The 17,142-nt window shown below is 71.9% G+C and carries 15 protein-coding genes and 2 pseudogenes; 7 read left to right on the top strand and 10 right to left on the bottom strand.

Annotated elements, in window-relative coordinates; all coding sequences use genetic code 11:
• Positions 1–2: 2 nt before the first annotated feature.
• From OHA65_RS35745 to OHA65_RS35760, 4 genes and pseudogenes are all read right to left on the bottom strand, one after another.
• Positions 3–278 (bottom strand): isoamylase early set domain-containing protein, encoded by a 276-nt coding sequence (locus tag OHA65_RS35745; protein ID WP_054224298.1) that lies wholly within the window; start codon positions 276–278, stop codon positions 3–5.
• 147 nt (positions 279–425) lie between these two features.
• Positions 426–1,169, bottom strand: coding sequence for a DUF72 domain-containing protein (locus tag OHA65_RS35750; protein ID WP_405763301.1), 744 nt, complete (start codon positions 1,167–1,169; stop codon positions 426–428).
• Positions 1,170–1,197: 28 nt separating this feature from the next.
• A pseudogene (locus OHA65_RS35755) lies at positions 1,198–1,725 on the bottom strand (glutathione S-transferase C-terminal domain-containing protein); the annotation flags it as partial.
• Positions 1,726–1,829: 104 nt separating this feature from the next.
• A complete protein-coding gene (locus OHA65_RS35760; protein ID WP_327280270.1) occupies positions 1,830–2,300 on the bottom strand; it encodes a hypothetical protein in 471 nt (156 codons plus the stop codon).
• A gap of 226 nt (positions 2,301–2,526) precedes the next feature.
• Between OHA65_RS35760 and OHA65_RS35765 the strand changes: the two genes are divergently transcribed.
• Both OHA65_RS35765 and OHA65_RS35770 read left to right on the top strand, forming a co-directional pair.
• Entirely contained in the window at positions 2,527–3,243 is a 717-nt protein-coding gene (locus tag OHA65_RS35765) for a tRNA-dependent cyclodipeptide synthase (protein ID WP_327280271.1), read from the top strand.
• Positions 3,240–4,457, top strand: coding sequence for a cytochrome P450 (locus tag OHA65_RS35770; RefSeq protein ID WP_327280272.1), 1,218 nt, complete (start codon positions 3,240–3,242; stop codon positions 4,455–4,457). The genes OHA65_RS35765 and OHA65_RS35770 overlap by 4 nt, the downstream gene beginning before the upstream one ends.
• A 52-nt stretch (positions 4,458–4,509) precedes the next feature.
• Here the strand turns inward: OHA65_RS35770 and OHA65_RS35775 are convergent, their stop codons facing one another.
• The 4 genes from OHA65_RS35775 to cseB all read right to left on the bottom strand — a co-directional run bounded on the left by OHA65_RS35775 (position 4,510) and on the right by cseB (position 10,108).
• The gene (locus tag OHA65_RS35775; protein ID WP_328764718.1) at positions 4,510–7,071 is read right to left on the bottom strand and encodes an FtsX-like permease family protein; all 2,562 of its coding nucleotides are present in this window, start codon (positions 7,069–7,071) and stop codon (positions 4,510–4,512) included.
• Positions 7,072–7,132: 61 nt separating this feature from the next.
• The gene (locus tag OHA65_RS35780) at positions 7,133–7,876 is read right to left on the bottom strand and encodes an ABC transporter ATP-binding protein (protein ID WP_327285911.1); all 744 of its coding nucleotides are present in this window, start codon (positions 7,874–7,876) and stop codon (positions 7,133–7,135) included.
• A 218-nt stretch (positions 7,877–8,094) separates the two neighbouring features.
• Entirely contained in the window at positions 8,095–9,369 is a 1,275-nt protein-coding gene (locus OHA65_RS35785; protein ID WP_405763303.1) for a sensor histidine kinase, read from the bottom strand.
• Between the two features lie 4 nt (positions 9,370–9,373).
• Positions 9,374–10,108, bottom strand: coding sequence for a two-component system response regulator CseB (gene cseB / locus OHA65_RS35790; RefSeq protein WP_329315769.1), 735 nt, complete (start codon positions 10,106–10,108; stop codon positions 9,374–9,376).
• Positions 10,109–10,347: 239 nt separating this feature from the next.
• Here cseB and OHA65_RS35795 point away from each other — a divergent pair, with 239 nt between their 5' ends.
• Complete coding sequence (locus tag OHA65_RS35795) at positions 10,348–11,811, top strand: carotenoid oxygenase family protein (protein ID WP_329315771.1); 1,464 nt, start codon at positions 10,348–10,350, stop codon at positions 11,809–11,811.
• A 157-nt stretch (positions 11,812–11,968) separates the two neighbouring features.
• Here the strand turns inward: OHA65_RS35795 and OHA65_RS35800 are convergent, their stop codons facing one another.
• The gene (locus tag OHA65_RS35800) at positions 11,969–13,237 is read right to left on the bottom strand and encodes a DUF3533 domain-containing protein (protein WP_327280277.1); all 1,269 of its coding nucleotides are present in this window, start codon (positions 13,235–13,237) and stop codon (positions 11,969–11,971) included.
• A 171-nt stretch (positions 13,238–13,408) separates the two neighbouring features.
• On the opposite strand from OHA65_RS35800, the gene OHA65_RS35805 reads away from it, so the two are divergent.
• The 3 genes and pseudogenes from OHA65_RS35805 (at position 13,409) to OHA65_RS35815 (ending at position 14,790) form a co-directional block, all read left to right on the top strand.
• Positions 13,409–13,819, top strand: a complete 411-nt coding sequence (locus OHA65_RS35805; RefSeq protein ID WP_327280278.1) for a VOC family protein — start codon at positions 13,409–13,411, stop codon at positions 13,817–13,819.
• A gap of 32 nt (positions 13,820–13,851) precedes the next feature.
• A pseudogene (locus OHA65_RS35810) lies at positions 13,852–14,106 on the top strand (AraC family transcriptional regulator); the annotation flags it as partial.
• Between the two features lie 57 nt (positions 14,107–14,163).
• Complete coding sequence (locus tag OHA65_RS35815; protein WP_327285912.1) at positions 14,164–14,790, top strand: glyoxalase; 627 nt, start codon at positions 14,164–14,166, stop codon at positions 14,788–14,790.
• Between the two features lie 130 nt (positions 14,791–14,920).
• On the opposite strand, the gene OHA65_RS35820 is transcribed toward OHA65_RS35815, so the two are convergent.
• Positions 14,921–15,685, bottom strand: a complete 765-nt coding sequence (locus tag OHA65_RS35820; RefSeq protein WP_327280279.1) for a CAP domain-containing protein — start codon at positions 15,683–15,685, stop codon at positions 14,921–14,923.
• A 670-nt stretch (positions 15,686–16,355) separates the two neighbouring features.
• On the opposite strand from OHA65_RS35820, the gene OHA65_RS35825 reads away from it, so the two are divergent.
• Positions 16,356–17,123, top strand: coding sequence for an NPP1 family protein (locus OHA65_RS35825; RefSeq protein WP_327280280.1), 768 nt, complete (start codon positions 16,356–16,358; stop codon positions 17,121–17,123).
• Positions 17,124–17,142: the final 19 nt, after the last annotated feature.

The raw sequence follows: 17,142 nt of genomic DNA on the forward strand, positions 1-17,142 counted from the left end.
GGTCAGGTGCTGAGGCGGCTGTTGTGGCCGTCGTGGCCGTCTGCGCTGTCGTCGTCGAACCAGTAGTCGCCCGCGGCCAGGTACCGGAACGCGTGCGTGCTCTCCCGCGGGAGCGCCACGGTGACCGCCCGGCTGCCGTCCTTGCGGGCCCGCAGCTCGTGGGCCCCGGGCTGCCAGTCGTTGAAGTCGCCGACGACGCTCACCGGTCCGGGCGGGACGTCCGCCGGCAGTACGAACGTGATCTCGGTACGGTCCTTGCGGCGCTTGCGTTCCAGCACGGTGGCCTCCTGTCGATGGGCGGAGCAGGCACATCCTGACGTCGGCACCGCCCCCGTGCATGTCGGCGCAACGACGACCACTCTTCCGGGTCCGCGAGCCCCCCGGAACGGCGTAGTCCCCGCCCGCTCCGCCGGCAGGCGGTCACGTCACGGGTCATCACTTCCCGCCGCGCGCACGAGCCGGGCGAACGTGCGGGCGTTGACGACGGCGGCCCCGCCGAAGTCGTTGTTGAAGTACGCGAATACGTCGGCGTCCGGGGGCCAGGCGTCGTGGATCCGGTCCGCCCAGGACCGTAGCGCCGTCCGCCCGTACCGGGGTGCCGGTGCGGCCCGCCCCTGGTGGAACCGTACGTATCCCCAGTCGGCGGTCCGCCACAGCGGGGTCACCGGGCGCGAGCCGCGGTCCGCCCAGCACAGCGCGGCGCCGTGGCCCACGAGGACGCTGCGCACGTCGGCGGTCCACCACGAGGCGTGCCGCGGTTCGACGGCGACGCGGCTTCCGGTGGGAAAACAGGCCAGACACGCGTCCAGTGCGTCCGGATCCGCCTGCAGGGTCGGTGGCAGCTGGAGCAGGACGGGCCCCAGCCGCTCGCCCAGGGCGGCCGCGTGCGTCATCAGCCGGTGGACCGGTTCCTCCGGGTCGTGCAGTCGTTTGACGTGCGTCAGGAACCGGCTGGCCTTCACCGCGATGACGAAGCCCGCGGGGGTGCGCTCGCGCCAGCGCGCGAAGACCTCCGGCGAGGGCAGCCGGTAGAACGCGTTGTTGCTCTCCACCGTGGCGAAGCGTTCCGCGTACGCTTCCAGCCACGACCGCTGGGGCAGGTCGGGCGGGTAGAGGACCCCTGACCAGTCCCGGTACTGCCACCCGGAGGTGCCGACACGCACGGTCATGTCCTGAGGCTGCCCGCGCGGGCCCTGCTCATGCGGCGGCGGGCGGGGCGTGGCGTGGCGGGGCGTGGCGGGCCGGCACGGCTTCCGCGGCCGGGACGGGTCCGGGCGGCGTGCCGTCGCCGAACGGCCGCCCGCCCAGCGCCGCCCGCCCGTGCGGTGCGAGCCAGCTTGACAGGTCCGGACCGGCCGGCACGATCCCGGTCGGGTTGATGTCGTCGTGCACCAGGAAGTAGTGCCGCTCGATGTGGTCGAAGTCGACCGTGTCCCCGAATCCGGGCGTTTGGAAGAGGTCGCGGGCGTACGCCCAGAGCACCGGCATCTCGGACAGCTTCTGCTGGTTGTACTTGAAGTGGCCGTGGTAGACGGCGTCGAAGCGCACGAGCGTGGTGAAGAGCCGTACGTCGGCCTCCGTGATCGCGGCACCGACGAGGTAGCGGGAACCCTCAAGCCGCCTGGACAGCCAGTCGAGCCGGCCGAACGGGCGCTCGTACGCGTGGGCGTAGGACTCCTGGGACCCGGCGAATCCGGCCCGGTAGACGCCGTTGTTCACGTCGCGGGAGTACTCCTTGCCGCGCGTCACGTAGCTCAGACCGGGCGCCTACCCGGGGATCGCGCCGCGAAGCACGCCACGGGACGCGCGACGCAGCTCCCCGGCGCGGCTCAGTAGCGCAGCGCGGTGCCCGTGTCGGCCTTGACGTCCCCCGTCAGGCCGCGGGTGCTGCGGGCGGTTCCCTGCCCGGTGGAGCCGGGGGCGACGTCCGAGACGGTCACGACGACCGTGTCGAGAAGGTTCCCCGCGGTGTCGCGGAAGTTGACCTGGACCGCGAACGACTTCTTGTCCGTGGCCGTGTTGGACACCGTGACCGGCACGGTGGCGTGCCCGTCGGCGTTCTTGGACGGCGTTCCGAGCCGGACGGCGTCCTTCGCGTCGGCCCCGTCCTTCACGCTGTCGAGCTTCTTCTTCGCCTCGGCCGCCGCGGCGTTCAGGTCCGCTCCCACCGAGGCCACGGCGGAGGCCGCCTTCGACGCGACGTCCGAAGGCGTGGTGTCGCCCGAGCAGGCCGTGGCCCCCAGTGCGAGGGCCGCGAGCGCGGCGGCCGCGGGCAGAGTGTGCCTCCGTGCACGGATCATGTTGTCCTCCACGCATTGGGGTGGGTTCTGGCCGAAGTGTCGCGCGGTATGCGGCATCTGTCGCATACTTAACCGGAACAGTACATTCCGTAGGTCTCAAATTCACAGAGTGACCGGCCGGTAGCTCTAGATCATCTGACGTGTTCTCGGTTAGCGTCGTGCTCGCGCCGCCACACCCAGGGCACTCGGCCCTGCTGGGACTTGCGGCGCAGGGGAATTACTCACGTTGACGACTGCCATTCAAGGCATCTTCGCCGTCCGTCCCTACACGCCTCACTGCCAGGTCATCCATGACGAGGGTGACCACGCCGTCATCGGCATCTCGTCGGGGAATTCCTACTTCACGCACGACCGCGTGCTCGAACTTGCCCGCTGGGGACTCGACCACTTCCGGCAGGTCGACCTCATCTGGACGGACATGCACGTGGCCGAGATGTTCGTGGCCCTCGGCTACCCCGAGGTCGAAGCGCAGCGCAAGGCGGTGAAGAACCTCCGCGGCGTACGCGCCAAGGTGACCGCCGCCGTTGCCGCCCTCGACCCCGAGGGCGAGAGGCTGCGCGGCCGCCCCATGTCGGCACTCCTGGAGCTCCCCGCCTACCAGCGCATCCGCTCCCGGCTCGACACCCTCATGACCGACGACCCCGAGTTCCGTGAGGTGTGCGACCAGCTCGCCGCCCGGTTCCTCGCCGACAAGCTGAACGGACAGCCGCCGACCGAGCTGCAGCGCGAGGTGTGCATCAAGTACGTGTGCGCCGAGGTGCCCCTGTTCCTCGACACACCGGAGATCCTCGGGGTCTCCTCCTCGCTCAACTGCTACCACCAGGCACTGCCGTTGGCCGAGCTGCTGTACGCACGGGGCTGGGGCCTGCGCGCCTCCCGCAATCAGGGTCACGCCGTCATCACCCCCGCCGAAGAAGCCGAAGAACAGGACCGCTCCGCATGACCACCACCATCGACCCCACCACGCCGGCCGCGGCCGACGAGCTCACCCGGTTCCCGTTCGACGCCAACGGCACGCGACTGCCCGACGAGATCGCACACCTGCTCACCAACGAGCCGGTCAAGAAGGTCCGCACCATCGCCGGCGCCGAAGCCTGGCTGGTGTCCTCGTATCCGCTGTGCAGGCAGGTGCTCGACGACGCGCGCTTCTCCCTCAAGGACACCTCCGCCCCCGGCGCACCCCGCCAGTACGCGCTGACCATCCCCCCGGAGGTGGTCAACAACATGGGGAACATCACGGGTGCCGGACTGCGCAAGGCCGTGATGAAGGCCCTCAACCCGAAGGCCCCCGGGCTGGAGGCGTGGCTGACCGGCCACGCGCACGCCCTCGTCGACCAGTTCGTCACGTCGGGCGTGCCGGCCGACCTGCGCCGCGACTTCACCGTCCCCTACTCCACGGGGCTGCACTGCCACATCCTCGGCATCCCCCAGAGCGACGGGCCCGACCTGTACCGGTCGCTGCACGTCGCGTTCATGAACAGCCCCCGCACCATCCCCGCGGCGGGCATCAACTGGGACCGCGACATGGGGCACATGATCGACCGCCTCAACGACCCCGAGACGACGGGCCTCATGGCCGAACTCGCCGCCCTGCGCAGCGACCCCGACTACGCGCACCTCACCGACGAGATGCTCGCCACCGTCGGCGTCACGATGTTCGGCGCCGGAGTCATCAGCGTCATGGGCTTCCTCACCATGGCACTCGTCTCCCTGATCCAGCACCCCGACCTCAAGGCCCGGTTGATCGCCGAGCCGGCGCTCATCCCCGCCGCCGTGGACGAGTTGCTGCGCATCAACCTGTCGATCGCCGACGGCCTGCCCCGCATCGCCACCGAGACGATGCAGCTCGGTGACGTCACCGTGCAGAAGGGGGAGCTGGTCCTCGTCCTCGTCGAGGCCGCCAACCACGACCCCGCCGAATTCGAGGACCCGCACGCCGTGCGCCTCGACCGGCCGAACCCGAACGCACACCTGTCGTTCGGCGGCGGCGGTCACTACTGCCCCGCCACCGCCCTCGGCAAGCGCCACGCACAGATCGCCATCGAGGTGCTCCTGGAGCGACTGCCCGGCCTCGACCTCGCCGTGCCGATCGAGCAACTCGTGTGGCGCACCGGCTTCATGAAGCGGATCCCGGAGCGGATGCCCGTCCTCTGGTGACGCCGCGCCGGGGGCCGGTCCCGTACGGGACCGACCCCCGGCAGCACGCACGTCACGTCTGCGCGACGGCCTCCAGCGGGCTCAGGGCGGCCGCGCGACGGGCCGGGACGGCCGCGGCGAGGGCGCCGACCACGAGGGACACCAGGCACACGAGGACCAGCGTCCCCCAGGGCAGCGCCAGGGAGTACTCCTTCATGGCCCCGTTGGCCAGCGCGCCGACGCCCCAGGCTCCGAACAGCCCGCCCGCCAGGCCGAGGACCGTGCCGAAGGCGGCGACGGACACCGACTCCAGGCGGATCATCCGCCGGACGCCGGCCCGGTCCATGCCGACGGCGCGCAGGACGCCGATCTCGCGGGTGCGTTCCGAGACGGACATGGCCAGGGTGTTGACGATGCCCAGCAGGGAGATCACGGCGCCTATGGCGAGCAGCCCGTACATCAGCGTCAGCAGGTCGCCCAGGGGGCCGGCGGCCTCGTCGACGATTTCCTGCCGGTCCTTCACCCGCACCAGCGGGCTGTTGCCGGTGGCCGCGCGCAGCCGGTCCCCGGTGGCCCGGGAGACCGCGCCGCCGTCGGTGCGGACGAGGATCCGCTGGACGGAGCCGGGCAGGTTGCTGTCGCGCTGCACCTCGGCACGGGCCCCCAGCACGTCACCGGCCGTGGGGTTGTCCTCGTACACGCCGACGACCGCGTAAGCCTTGAATTCCTGGTTGCGGCCGATGCGGGCCTTGACCTCGCCACCCGCACGCAGACCCTGTTCCCGGGCGACGGTGGCGGACACGGCGATCCGGCCCGGTCCGAGGTCCGTCAGGGAGCCGCTGGTGAAGTCGAGCTTCATGACCTCGTCGACGGCGGCCGGATCGACGCCGGCGATGCCGCGGACACTGCCGCCGGTGAAGACGGTGGAGTCCGCGACCGCGGCCGCCGTCCGCACCCCGGGGGTGTCGGCCACCCGCTTCTCGGCGGCCGGCTCGATGGCGGTCATGGTGGTGCGGCTGCTGATCACGTAGTCCGCGCCGAGGCCGGACGCGGCCTGGCGGTCGAGTGCCTGACCGGTGGAGTTCCCGATGACGGCGAGCCCGGCGACCAGGGCCGTACTGACCATCAGGGCGGCGGCGGTGGCCGCGGTGCGCCGCGGGTCGCGCAGCGCGTTCTCGGTCGCGAGGCGGCCGGTGATCCCGAAGCGGCCGGTCAGCCGTCCGCTCAGCCGGATCACGGGGACGGCGAGCAGGGGCGCCGACACGATCATGGCGACGACGAGCAGCGCGCAGCCGAACATCGCGTTGCGCAGGTTCCCCTCCGAGGCGTCCTTCGCCCCCGTGAGCGACACCAGCAGCCCGCCGCCGAGGACCAGCAGGATCAGACCCGCCACACCGCGGACCCGGGACGCGGTGGCGGTGGGGGGCTGGTCGGCGGCGCGCAGCGCCTCGATGGGCGCGACCTTGGCCGCCTTGCGGGACGGCAACCACGCGGCGAGCACGGTGACGCCCACGCCCACGCCGAGCGCCGCCACGACGGGCAGCGGGCCGATCACCAGGGGCCCGTGGGGCAGCGTGTCCTGCGGGGTGCTCAGCAGGTCGGGCAGTACGGATGCGATGCCGAGGCCGAGGAGGAAGCCCGCCGCCGACGCGGCGAGGCCGATCAGAACGGCCTCCCACAGGAGGGAGCGGACCACCTGGCGGCGCGAGGAGCCGATCGCCCGCAGCAGCCCGATCTCCCGGGTCCGCCGGGCGACGAGCATCGTGAAGGTGTTGACGATGAGGAACGAGCCGATGAACAGCGAGACCCCGGCGAAGACCATCGGCATCTTCTGGTAGCCGCGCGTCAGCGTGTCGGTGTACGTGGCCTGCTGGGTGGCCTGGGCGCTGCCCGTGACGGCCTCGGCCCGGTCGGCGGGGAGCACGGCGCTGACCCGCTCGGCGAGCGCGAACTGGTCGGTGCCGGGCGTGGCGGACACGTCGATGGACGTGTACTGGCCGGGGGACGCGAACAGTTGCTGGGCCGTCGCCTTGTCGAACAGGGCGAGGGTGCCGCCGGCGGTCACGCGCGTGTCCTCGGTGGAGACGATGCCCACGAGCCGCTTCTTCATGACCGGGCCGTCGGTGGCCAGCGTGACGGCGTCGCCGATGCGGAACCGGCCGGCGGCGGCGGTGCCGCTGTCCACGGCGAGTTCCTCACCGTTCTGCGGGGCACGGCCCTTGACCAGCGGATGGCGGCCGTCCTTGCCGTCCTTGCCCGGGACGTAGGCGGCGGCCAGGTTCGCCCACGCCTTGCCGGCCCGCAGCGGCCGGCCGTCGGCGCCGTTCAGGGTGGCTGCTCCGTCGGCCGCGGGCCGGGCGGCGGCGACACCGGGCACATCGGCCAGCTTCAGGACGAGCGTGTCGTCGAGGGCTCCGGTCCTCTCGTCCGAGGTCCCGGGCGGGGACGCCTTCGGGGTCACGGTGACCGCGATGTCCGCGAAGTTCCTCGATGCGGCGGCGCGGTACGCGGCTGCGGAGGACTCCGCGAAGACGAGGGTGCCGCAGACGAACGCGACACCCAGGCAGACCGCGAGGACGGTCATGACCAGACGGGCCTTGTTCGCAAGGACGTTGCGCAGGGCTGTTTTCAGCATGGTGGCTTTCGGGGACGTGGGGATGCGGACGTGCGGCGCGGGTGCCGGGGTGGGTACGGGATCAGCTGGTGCGGGACCGGACGTCGAAGGCCTTCATGCGGTCCAGCACCCGGTCCGGGGTGGGCCGGGCCATCTCGTCGACCAGCCGGCCGTCGGAGAGGAAGACCACGCGGTCGGCGTAGCCCGCGGCGACCGGGTCGTGCGTGACCATGACGACGGTCTGGCCGAGCTCGCGAACGGAGTCGCGCAGGAAACCGAGTACCTCGGCTCCGGCACGGGAGTCGAGGTTGCCGGTGGGCTCGTCGCCGAAGACGATCGCCGGGCGGGACACCAGGGCGCGGGCCACCGCCACGCGCTGCTGCTGCCCGCCGGACAGCTGTCCGGGCCGGTGGCCGAGCCGATCCGAGAGGCCGACCATCGAGACCACGTGGTCCAGCCACTGCCGGTCGGGGCGGCGGCCGGCGATGGACAGCGGCAGCGTGATGTTCTCCAGCGCGGTCAGCGTCGGCAGCAGGTTGAACGCCTGGAAGATGAAACCGACCCGGTCGCGGCGCAGTTCGGTCAGCTGCCGGTCGCCCAGGGTGCTCAGTTCGGTGGTGCCGATGCGGACGGAGCCGGAACTGACCGGGTCGAGCCCGGCGGCGCAGTGCATCAGCGTGGACTTGCCGCAGCCGGAGGGGCCCATGATCGCGGTGAACTCGCCCTCCCGGAAGGCGATGCTGACACGGTCCAGGGCGACGACACGGGTGTCGCCGCTGCCGTAGACCTTCGACAGGTCGCTGGTGGCCGCCGCGAACCCGGTCATCGGGTGCGGTGCGAGGGCGTCAAAGGGGGCGGGGGCGGCGGTCACGGGGGGCTCCTCTTCACGTGCCGAGGGTTGTCCTCGGGGGCACTTCGAAGGGTGTCCGGGATGTGTATCGGTGCCGGGGCCGCCGTGTATCGGCGTCCGCTTCGCTCCGTATCGGTTCTGTAGGGCCGCCATCCACCGCCCGGCCCAGCCCGGCCCCGGGCGGGGCCGCGCGGTCAGACGGGCAGGCGCAAGGTGGCCACGGCGCCGCCGTCGGGGGCGTTGTCCAGGTGCAGCTCGGCGCCGAGGACCCGGGCCTGGCCCAGGGCGATGGTCAGGCCCAGACCGTGGCCCGAGCCGCGTTCCGCCGCGCCCGTGTGGAAGCGGCGCGGACCGTCGCGCAGCAGGTCCCGGGGGAAGCCGGGGCCGTGGTCGCGTACGACGACCGTACGGCCCCGGACGGTGACCTCGACCGGGGTGCCCCCGTGCCGGTGGGCGTTGACGACGAGGTTCGCGACGATCCGTTCGAGGCGGCGCGGGTCGGTCTCCACGGTCTCCGCGGGCGCCCCCGTCGCGGCGCCCTCGGCGTGCTCCGCGTCGGTGACCCGTGCGTCGTACCCGGTGCGCGTCACGGCCTCGCGGACGACGGCGCCGAGCGGCACACGGGCGCGGACCGCGTGCTCGGCGCCCGCGTCCAGCCGGGAGATCTCCAGCAGGTCCTCGACCAGTGCACGCAGGTCGCGTACGCGGGCCCGGACCATGTCCTCCGTCTCGCCGGGCGGCAGCAGGTCGGCGGCGGCCAGCAGTCCGCCGACGGGGGTGCGCAGCTCGTGGGCCACGTCCGCGGTGAACCGGCGCTCGGTACGCAGCCGTCGGCCGAGGCTGTCCGCCATGAGGTCCACGGTGGCGGCGATGTCGGAGACCTCGTCGCGGCCCTTCACCGGACCGGTCCGGGCGTCGAGGTCCCCGGTGGAGATCCGGCCCGCGGTCTCGGAGACCCGCCGCAGCCGGCGGCCGAGCAGGCCGGCCCCGTACGCCGCGAGGGGGACGGCCGCCGCGAGTGCCACGAGCGAAGCCACGGTCATGCTCATGTCCAGTCGGCGCAGCTCGTAGAGCTCCGAGCTCATGTTGGCCCGGACGGCCAGCACCGGGCTGCCCGGTCGGCCGACGCGCTGGGCGGCCCAGAAGCTCGGGCCCACGTTGTTGTCGACGTGCCCGTCGTAGGCGGTGTGCCGGTCGCCGTCGGCCGGGTGGTGCAGTACGGCCGGTAGCCCGTCGGGATCGAGCTCGGCGCCGTCCGGCAGCGTTCCGGTGCGCCGGTAGGTGTCCATGGCCGAGTAGACCGCGTTGAACGCGCGCATCTGCGCCCGGTCACGGATGTCGTGCGCGGTCCACACGTGGACCAGTACGCCGACGACCGCCGCGACCAGGCACGCGGTGGCCGCGGCCAGCGCGGCGATCTTCCAGCGCAGCGAGACGCGGGCCGACCGCGCTCGGTGGAACGGACGCACCGCTTCAGCGCCTGAGCTTGTAGCCGAAGCCGCGGACCGTCTCGATCCGGTCCCGGCCCAGTTTTCGGCGCAGCCGCTGTACGCACAGGTCCACGACGCGGCTGTCGCCGTCCCAGCCGTACTCCCAGACGTTGCGCAGCAGGGTGTGCCGCTCCAGTACGACGCCCGGGTGGGCCGCGAACTCCAGCAGCAGCTTCAGCTCGGTCGGCGTCAGCGCCACCGGACTGCCGCAGACGGACACCTCCAAGCCGCCGGTGTCGACGGTCAGGTCGCCGAAGACCAGCACGTCCTCCCCGGACGGCGACGGCCCCGCGGGCCCGGTCGCAGGGGCGGCCGGCGCGTACGTCGCCCGCCGCAGCAGGGAGCGGATGCGTGCCACGAGTACGTAGGTGTCCACGGGCTTGACCACGTAGTCGTCGGCCCCGGCTTCCAGACCCGCGACGACATCGAGGCCGTCGCCGCGGGCGGACATCATCAGGACCGGTACCAGGCTGGTCTCCCGGACCCTGCGGCACAGGCCGATCCCGTCCAGGCCCGGCAGCATCACGTCCAGGATCAGCAGGTCGAAGCCCTCGTCGCGGAAGAGCTCCAGCCCCGCGAGGCCGTCGGCGGCGGTCGCCACCCGGTAGCCGTAGCGCTCCAGCGCGACGGCGAAGGACCGGCGCATCAGCTCGTCGTCCTCCACCAGCAGCACGCGCACGGGGGGCGGGGAGGCCGGCGCGGGGGCGGACGAGGACACGGGGGACGACTCCTGCGGGTGGGGGCGGACGGGCGGGGGCGAAAAGGAACGATACGGCAGGCATCGAGAGCGGCGACCGTGCCGCTGACCTGGTGTCCCGCTTCGATGGACAACCAAGCGCTGCCTGATACGCAGCCGATACAAATCCGGCCCTGGTTGCCGCGCAGGCGTCGGCGGGCTTGACTGAAACGTGGTGCACGGGAGCTGTCCGTCGTCCCCGGCACGCCCGGGAGGCCGGCATGAGCACGCACACGACCCCGACCTTCGACCCCACCCGGGTCGCCCACCTCAGCGGATCGTTCGCGCCGGTGACGCAGGAGGTCGACGAGGTCGGGCTGCGGGTGGAGGGCCGGCTGCCCGACGGCTTGGACGGCACCTACGTGCGCAACGGCCCGAACCCCCGCTTCACCCCGATCGGCTCGTACCTGTACCCCCTCGACGGCGACGGCATGGTGCACGGCGTCCGCATCTCCGAGGGCGCGGTCAGCTACCGCAACCGGTTCGTGCGCACGCCCGCCGTCTTGGCCGAGGAACGGGCCGGCCGGGCGCTCTGGGGAGGGCTGGAATCGATGGTCGCGCCACGGGAGCCGGACGTACCCGCGGACCTGGCCGGCACCTTCAAGGACCTGCCGGACATCAACGTGGTGCGGCACGCGGGCCGCCTGCTGGCCCTGGCGGAGTCGGGCTGCCCGTTCCGGATGTCCCCGGAGCTGGCCACCCTGGGACGGGAGACGTTCGACGGTGCACTGCCCGCCGGGATCACCGCGCACCCGAAGATCGACCCGTTCACCGGAGAGATGGTCGTCTTCTGCTACGGCGTCGAACCGCCGTTCCTGACCTGGTCGGTGATCGGGCCGACCGGCGAAGTGCGGCGCGGGCCGACACCGCTCGGCGCCGTGGACGAGCCGATGATGATCCACGACATGGCGCTGACGGCACGGTTCGTCGTTCTGGTCCTGGCCCCCGCGTTCTTCGACATCGAGGGCGCGATGGCCGGCACCGGCTCGTTCGTGACGTGGCGGCCCGAGCGTGGAACCCGGATCCTGCTGGTTCCGCGTGACGGCGGCCCGGTACGGGAGGCCGCCGACGACGCGTACTGGATGTGGCACACGGTGAACGCGTACGACATGGGCGAGGAAACGGGCGAGCCGGGCGGCGACGTCGTCCTCGACTACGTCCAGTGGGACCACCTGGCACTGGGGCCCGCGACCGGCGGACCCAACCCCGGTGGCCTGGTGCGCGCCGTGATCGACCCGGAGGCGGGCAGCATGCGCCGAGCCCCGCTCGACGATGCCGCCATCGAGCTGCCGCGGATCGACGACCGCCTGATCGGGCGCCGCCACCGCCGGCTGGCCGCGGCGTCGGGCTCGGGCACCCGAGACCTGCTCCCCGGCGAACACGATGCCATCCGCTGGTACGACGTCCAGGGCGGCGGCAGCCGGCTGTGGACCGCCGGGGACCTGTCCGTCGGGGAGCCGGTGTTCGCCCCGACGCCCGGCGGAGCCGACGGCGAGGGGCACTGGCTCACGCTCGCCACCGACCGTACGGACGGGACCAGCTGGTTCCTCGTACTCCCGGCGGACGATCCGGAGTCGGGCCCGGTGGCGCGGGTCCGCATCCCGGTGCGGGTCCCGCTGGGCCTGCACGGGGCTTGGCTGCCCACCGAGGAACCGCGCGCGACGCACACGACGGCCGGGAGGTGATCACATGCGCTTTTGGGCGGACTTGGACGAATCAGGGCGGGCCTGGGCCATGATCTGCGGCATCCTCTTCGTGATCCTCGCCGATCTGGCGGCGATCATCTTGATGAACACCGTCGGGAAATGAACCGCCCCGGTTCCCGCGTACGGGACCGGGGGCTCATACGGGCTGCGGCGCGAGCCTCTTGAGCCCCTTCCGGTCGTAGTACCTGGTCATGGCGAAGCCGAAGAGCAGGGCGAGGACGGCGCCGATCGCGATCATGGTCCAGGAGCGGCTGAGCCCCGCGTCGCCGCGGGCGTCGAAGTAGAGGATCGCCCGTACGCCGTCGCTGAGCTGCCGCATGGGCTCGAAGCGGGACAGGAAGCGGTAGAAGCCGGGGACGGCCTGGAGCGGCACCGTGGCGCCCGAGGAGGGCAGCCCCAGGACGATGAACACGAACATCGACACGAGCTGGCCGATCCCGCCGAACGCGGCGTTGATGGCCTGTACGCCGAGCCCGACGGCGAGGGCCGCGCAGTACGAGTAGACCCACAGCAGCGGCAGGTGGGACGCGTCCATGCCGAGGACGCCGACGCAGGCGACGAGGATCAATGAGGCACTGACGAGGGTGATGCCCGCGGTCATCACCATCTTCAGCAGCAGCGTCTGGGTGCGGTTGATCGGCACGGTGGGCCGGCGGGTGTGCCAGGGGCCGATCTCGTTGTCCGCGTAACCGAGTGCGGTGTCGACGCCGTTGCTGATCACGTTGCCTCCCATGAACCCCGCCAGCACCAGCAGCAGCGTGTAGTAGAAGGCGGTCAGGCCGAGGCCGCTGTCGGCACCGATCGGGTGTCCGACCTGGGTGACGACGTCCACCGGGTCGGCGAGCAGCACTTTCACGGTGGGGCTGACCTGCGGGCCCGCTGCTTTCGTGAGCTGTCCGCCGATGGCCCGGGACGCCCGATGGGCGGCCTTGGTCGTGATCTGACTGGCGAGGGAGGAGCCGAGACTGCCCTTGCCGGGGTTGGTGAGCACGGTGAGCGTCGGCTGCCGGGTGGCAGCCGGGGTGGTGAGGGCGGTGACGGTGTCCGTGAAGCCGGCCGGGACGAGGAGGGCGCCGTACACCTTGCCGGATTCGAGCTGGTCCCGCGCCTCGGCGTGGGTGAGCGTGCGCCAATCGACCTTGCCGCCGCCGGTGTCGGCCGCGATGGCGCTCGTGATCTGTGTGCCCAGGTTCTCCTTCTGACCGGGCGGCGGCTTGCCCGTGTCGTCGTTGACGAGGGCGATCGGCAGGTCGTTCAGCTCCCGGTTGGGGTTGACGATGCCGCCCATGTAGAGGAGCGACAGCAGCAGCGCGAGCAGCGCCGTGAGGATCGTGGGCACGAGCCACAACTTGGGGTGGCGCAGCAGCGCCGCGGCAGTGGCCTGGTGTGCGGCGTGCTCGGCCATGGTTCCTCCGTGCGGTACGGGCGGTACGGGTACGGGAGGTCAGGATGCGGCCCGCCCCCGCGCGCCCGGTCGCACGCCTCGCGCTGCTCCCCGCGTCACTCCCCCCGTTGCAGTACGGAGTGTCAGGAATGGAGAAGCGCGCACCGCCGTGCCGCCACTAGCGTGATGGTCATGGACATCACCATTCACACGAGCTTCCTCCCGCACGACGACCCGGAGGCCGCCCTGGCCTTCTACCGCGACGTCCTCGGGTTCGAGGTCCGCAGCGACGTCGGGCACGGCAAGATGCGCTGGATCACGGTCGGCCCCGTCGGCCGGCCGGACACGTCCCTCCTCCTGGCGCCGCCGGCCGCCGACCCCGGCATCACCGAGGCCGAGCGCCGCACCGTCGTCGAGATGATGGCCAAGGGCACCTACGGCTGGATCCTGCTGGCCACCCCGGACCTCGACGCCACCTTCGAGAAGCTCGTGGCCGGCGACGCCGAAGTCGTGCAGGAGCCGACGGAGCAGCCGTACGGCGTCCGCGACTGCGCCTTCCGCGACCCCGCCGGCAACCTGGTCCGCTTCCAGGAACTCCGCTGACCCCATCCGCACCGACCGGAAGGAGTCCTCGCATGTGCCATCCCGCCTGGGGGCGCGCACTCGCAGAGGCACAGCACCTGAAGGACCTCGCACGACTGCGCCGGGTCCGCGACCGGATCGACCGGGAGTACGCGCTGCCGCTGGACGTCGCGGCGCTCGCCCGCGACGCGGACATGCCGGCCGGGCAGCTCGGCCGGCAGTTCCACCGCGCGTACGGCCGCTCGCCGTACGCCCACCTGATGGAGCGCCGCATCGCGCGGGCGACCGCACTGTTTTGCCGGGGCGACAGGACCGGTCAGGATTCGAGAAGCGCCGGCCGCCGGGCCACAACTAGCGTGACGGACATGAACTCCATCGCCTCCATCACCCTTGAGGTGGCCGACCTGACGGCCGCCGACCGCTTCTACACCGCCTTCGGTGTGGGCACCCACGTGCGCCTGCGCGCCTCCGAGACGCCCACGGACGGCTTCCGCGGGTTCGCACTGTCGCTCACGGTGTCCCAGCCCTCCGTCGTCGACGGGTTCATCGGCGCCGCCCTCGACGCCGGCGCCACGACGCTGAAGCCCGCCGCGAAGTCCTTCTGGGGCTACGGCGGCGTCGTACGGGCGCCGGACGGGACGATCTGGAAGATCGCGACGTCGGAGAAGAAGGACAAGGGTCCGGCCGCCCCGAAGTTCGACGAGATGGTGCTCCTGCTCGGAGCCGAGGACGTCACCGCGAGCAAGCGGTTCTACGTCGAGCGGGGCCTCGCCGTGGCGAAGAGCTTCGGCAGCAAGTACGTCCAGTTCGAAGCCCCGTCGGACGGCGTCACGCTGGCGCTGTACGGGCGCCGCACCCTCGCCAAGGAGGTCGGGGTCCCCGCGGACGGCACGGGATCGCACCGCCTCGTGCTGGGCGGCGGCGACGCCTTCACCGACCCGGACGGATTCGCCTGGGAGGCCGATGACCGGTCTCCCGACCAAGCCCAGTGAGGGAGGGACCTGCCGTGCCGGACACGCATCCGCCCGCGCCCTGACCGAGCCGGGCGCGGACGACGGGCCCGGATCGGCGCACTGATCGGGTGCGCGGTGAACTGAGGCCGATCCGGGGCCGGCGGAGGGGTCAGCGGGCCGTGCCGAAGTCCTGCGTCCAGTAGGAGTTCGGCTGCGCGAGGCCGACGCCGATCTCCTTGAACGCACAGTTGAGGATGTTCTCCCGGTGCCCGGGGCTGTTCATCCAGCCGGTCATGACCTGCTCGGGCGTGCTGTACCCGTACGCGACGTTCTCGCCGTAGGTCATCCAGCTGAAGCCGCTGGCGGTGATGCGCTGGCCCGGGTCCGAACCGTCGGAGCCGGTGTGCGACATGTTGGCGTGCGCGGCCATGTCCTGGCTGTGGTTCACGGCCGCGGCCGTCAGCTTCGCGTTGACGGTGAGCGCCGAGCAGCCGACCTTGGCACGTTCTTCGTTGACCAGGGCCACCACCTCGGCCGCCGGGCCGGATGCCGTGGGGGCCGGGGCCGCCGGCTTCGCCGGGACGACCGGAGTTGACGGGCGGGCCGGGGCCGGCTGCGCGGGCTTCTTCGTCACGGGGGGCTTCGGCGCTGCGGAGGACGGCTCCGTGGTCTGCGGCGCCGTCGTGCTCTGCCCGGCCGGGGAGGCCGTCGCCGTCTCGACCGGGGTGTCCGTCGGCGCCGACAGGATCTGCACCGACTCGCTGGGGGAGGGGGCGCTGTGCGAGGGGTGGGCGCCGTGGCGGCCGGCCCGTGCCGCGCCCGGCCCGTCGTTGTGCAGGCACGCCATGGCGGCCGTGGGTATGCCCACGAGGCCGAGGGTGATGGCGGCGATCGATATCTTCTTGTAGTGCGATTTCTTGCGGTGCTTGTGCATGCGTGACCTCACGTGGTTTCTGCGATGCGTCCTGCGCCTGAGCTGCTGGAGCGCCGGGGCCGGGCCGCCATTCTTAGAAGCCCCGGAACGGGCTGGCAAGTCTCGCCCCCGCTCCGTGCGCCGGCGTCGGGCACCGGGCTTGAAAAGGGCGGGCAGTCATGCTGACCGCGCCGCCGGCAGGCCGCGCGGGACGGGGACCGGCCATCAGACACGCCTGCGACGTGGCGAGTTGCTGCGGTGAGCCGGGCCGGGCGAGATGACCATTCCGGTGAAGACGGGCATGTCGATTCCAGTGGGACAAATATCGACATGTCGGGGAGAGGCGAACGGACGTAATGCTTCCGTGACTGCTTGATCCGCAGTGATGCATGTCACTGTTTCGAACGGGAACCGGGAGCTGCCGCAGGGGCTCCGGCGCAGGTGACCGCCTCGCGCGGCCCTCAGGGCAGTCGTCGGGGTGCGATCCCGCCGCGATCCGGCCGTGGTCGGGGCTGTGCCCGAGCGGACCTCCGACACTCGCGGTCGGTTCAACTCCCCCTCGACAAAGCTGTGTTGGGCGCCACGCACCACTTGCCGCGACCCGGCTGTTCGCGAATGATGCTCCAGGCGCGCCGGCCGGCCCGGCCGGGAACCCCGCGCACCCGCGAACCGATCGGCCGGGAGGCCTGCTGTGCGGACGCGTCACCCCATCCGGAGATCAGCCCTCGTCGTCGGCGCGGCCCTCGCGCTGGTCGTCGCCGTCCCCCAGACCGCCTTCGCGGCTCCGCCCCCGGCGCTCCCCGCCAACGCCGACGCGATCGAATCGACCTTCCAGCCGGCGTACGACTACGACACGGACGGCTGCTACCCGACTCCCGCGATAGGCCCGAACGGAGTCCTGAACGGCGGCCTCAAACCCACCGGCGCCCTCGACGGGAGCTGCCGCGACGCCTCGGACCTCGCCAACACCAACGGCTACTCCCGCGCCACCTGCAACAACGGCTGGTGCGCCGTCGTGTACGCGCTGTACTTCGAGAAGGACCAGGCGGTGCCCGGCATCAGCCTCGGCGGCCACCGCCACGACTGGGAACACGTGGTGGTGTGGATCCAGGGCAACGAGGCCAAGTACGTCGCCACCTCCAACCATGGTGACTTCACCCTCCACACCCACGATCAGATCCGCTGGGACGGCACCCACCCCAAGATCGTCTATCACAAGGACGGCGTCGGCACGCACTGCTTCCGCGCGGCGAACAGCAACGACGAACCGCCGGAGAACCACCGAGGCACCTGGCAGTTCCCCGCCCTCGTCGGCTGGTCCGGCTATCCGGCGACCCTGCGGGACAAGCTCAGCCAGGCCGACTTCGGAAGTGCGCACTTCGGACTGAAGGACGGCGCCTTCTCCTCCCACCTCGCGAAGGCCGAGCCGGCGGGCATCCCCTTCGACCCGTACCTGTAGCGGCTCGGGGGCGGGCGGC

Origin of the sequence: Streptomyces sp. NBC_00045 (genome assembly GCF_045041095.1) — a bacterium.
Lineage (GTDB): Bacteria > Actinomycetota > Actinomycetes > Streptomycetales > Streptomycetaceae > Streptomyces.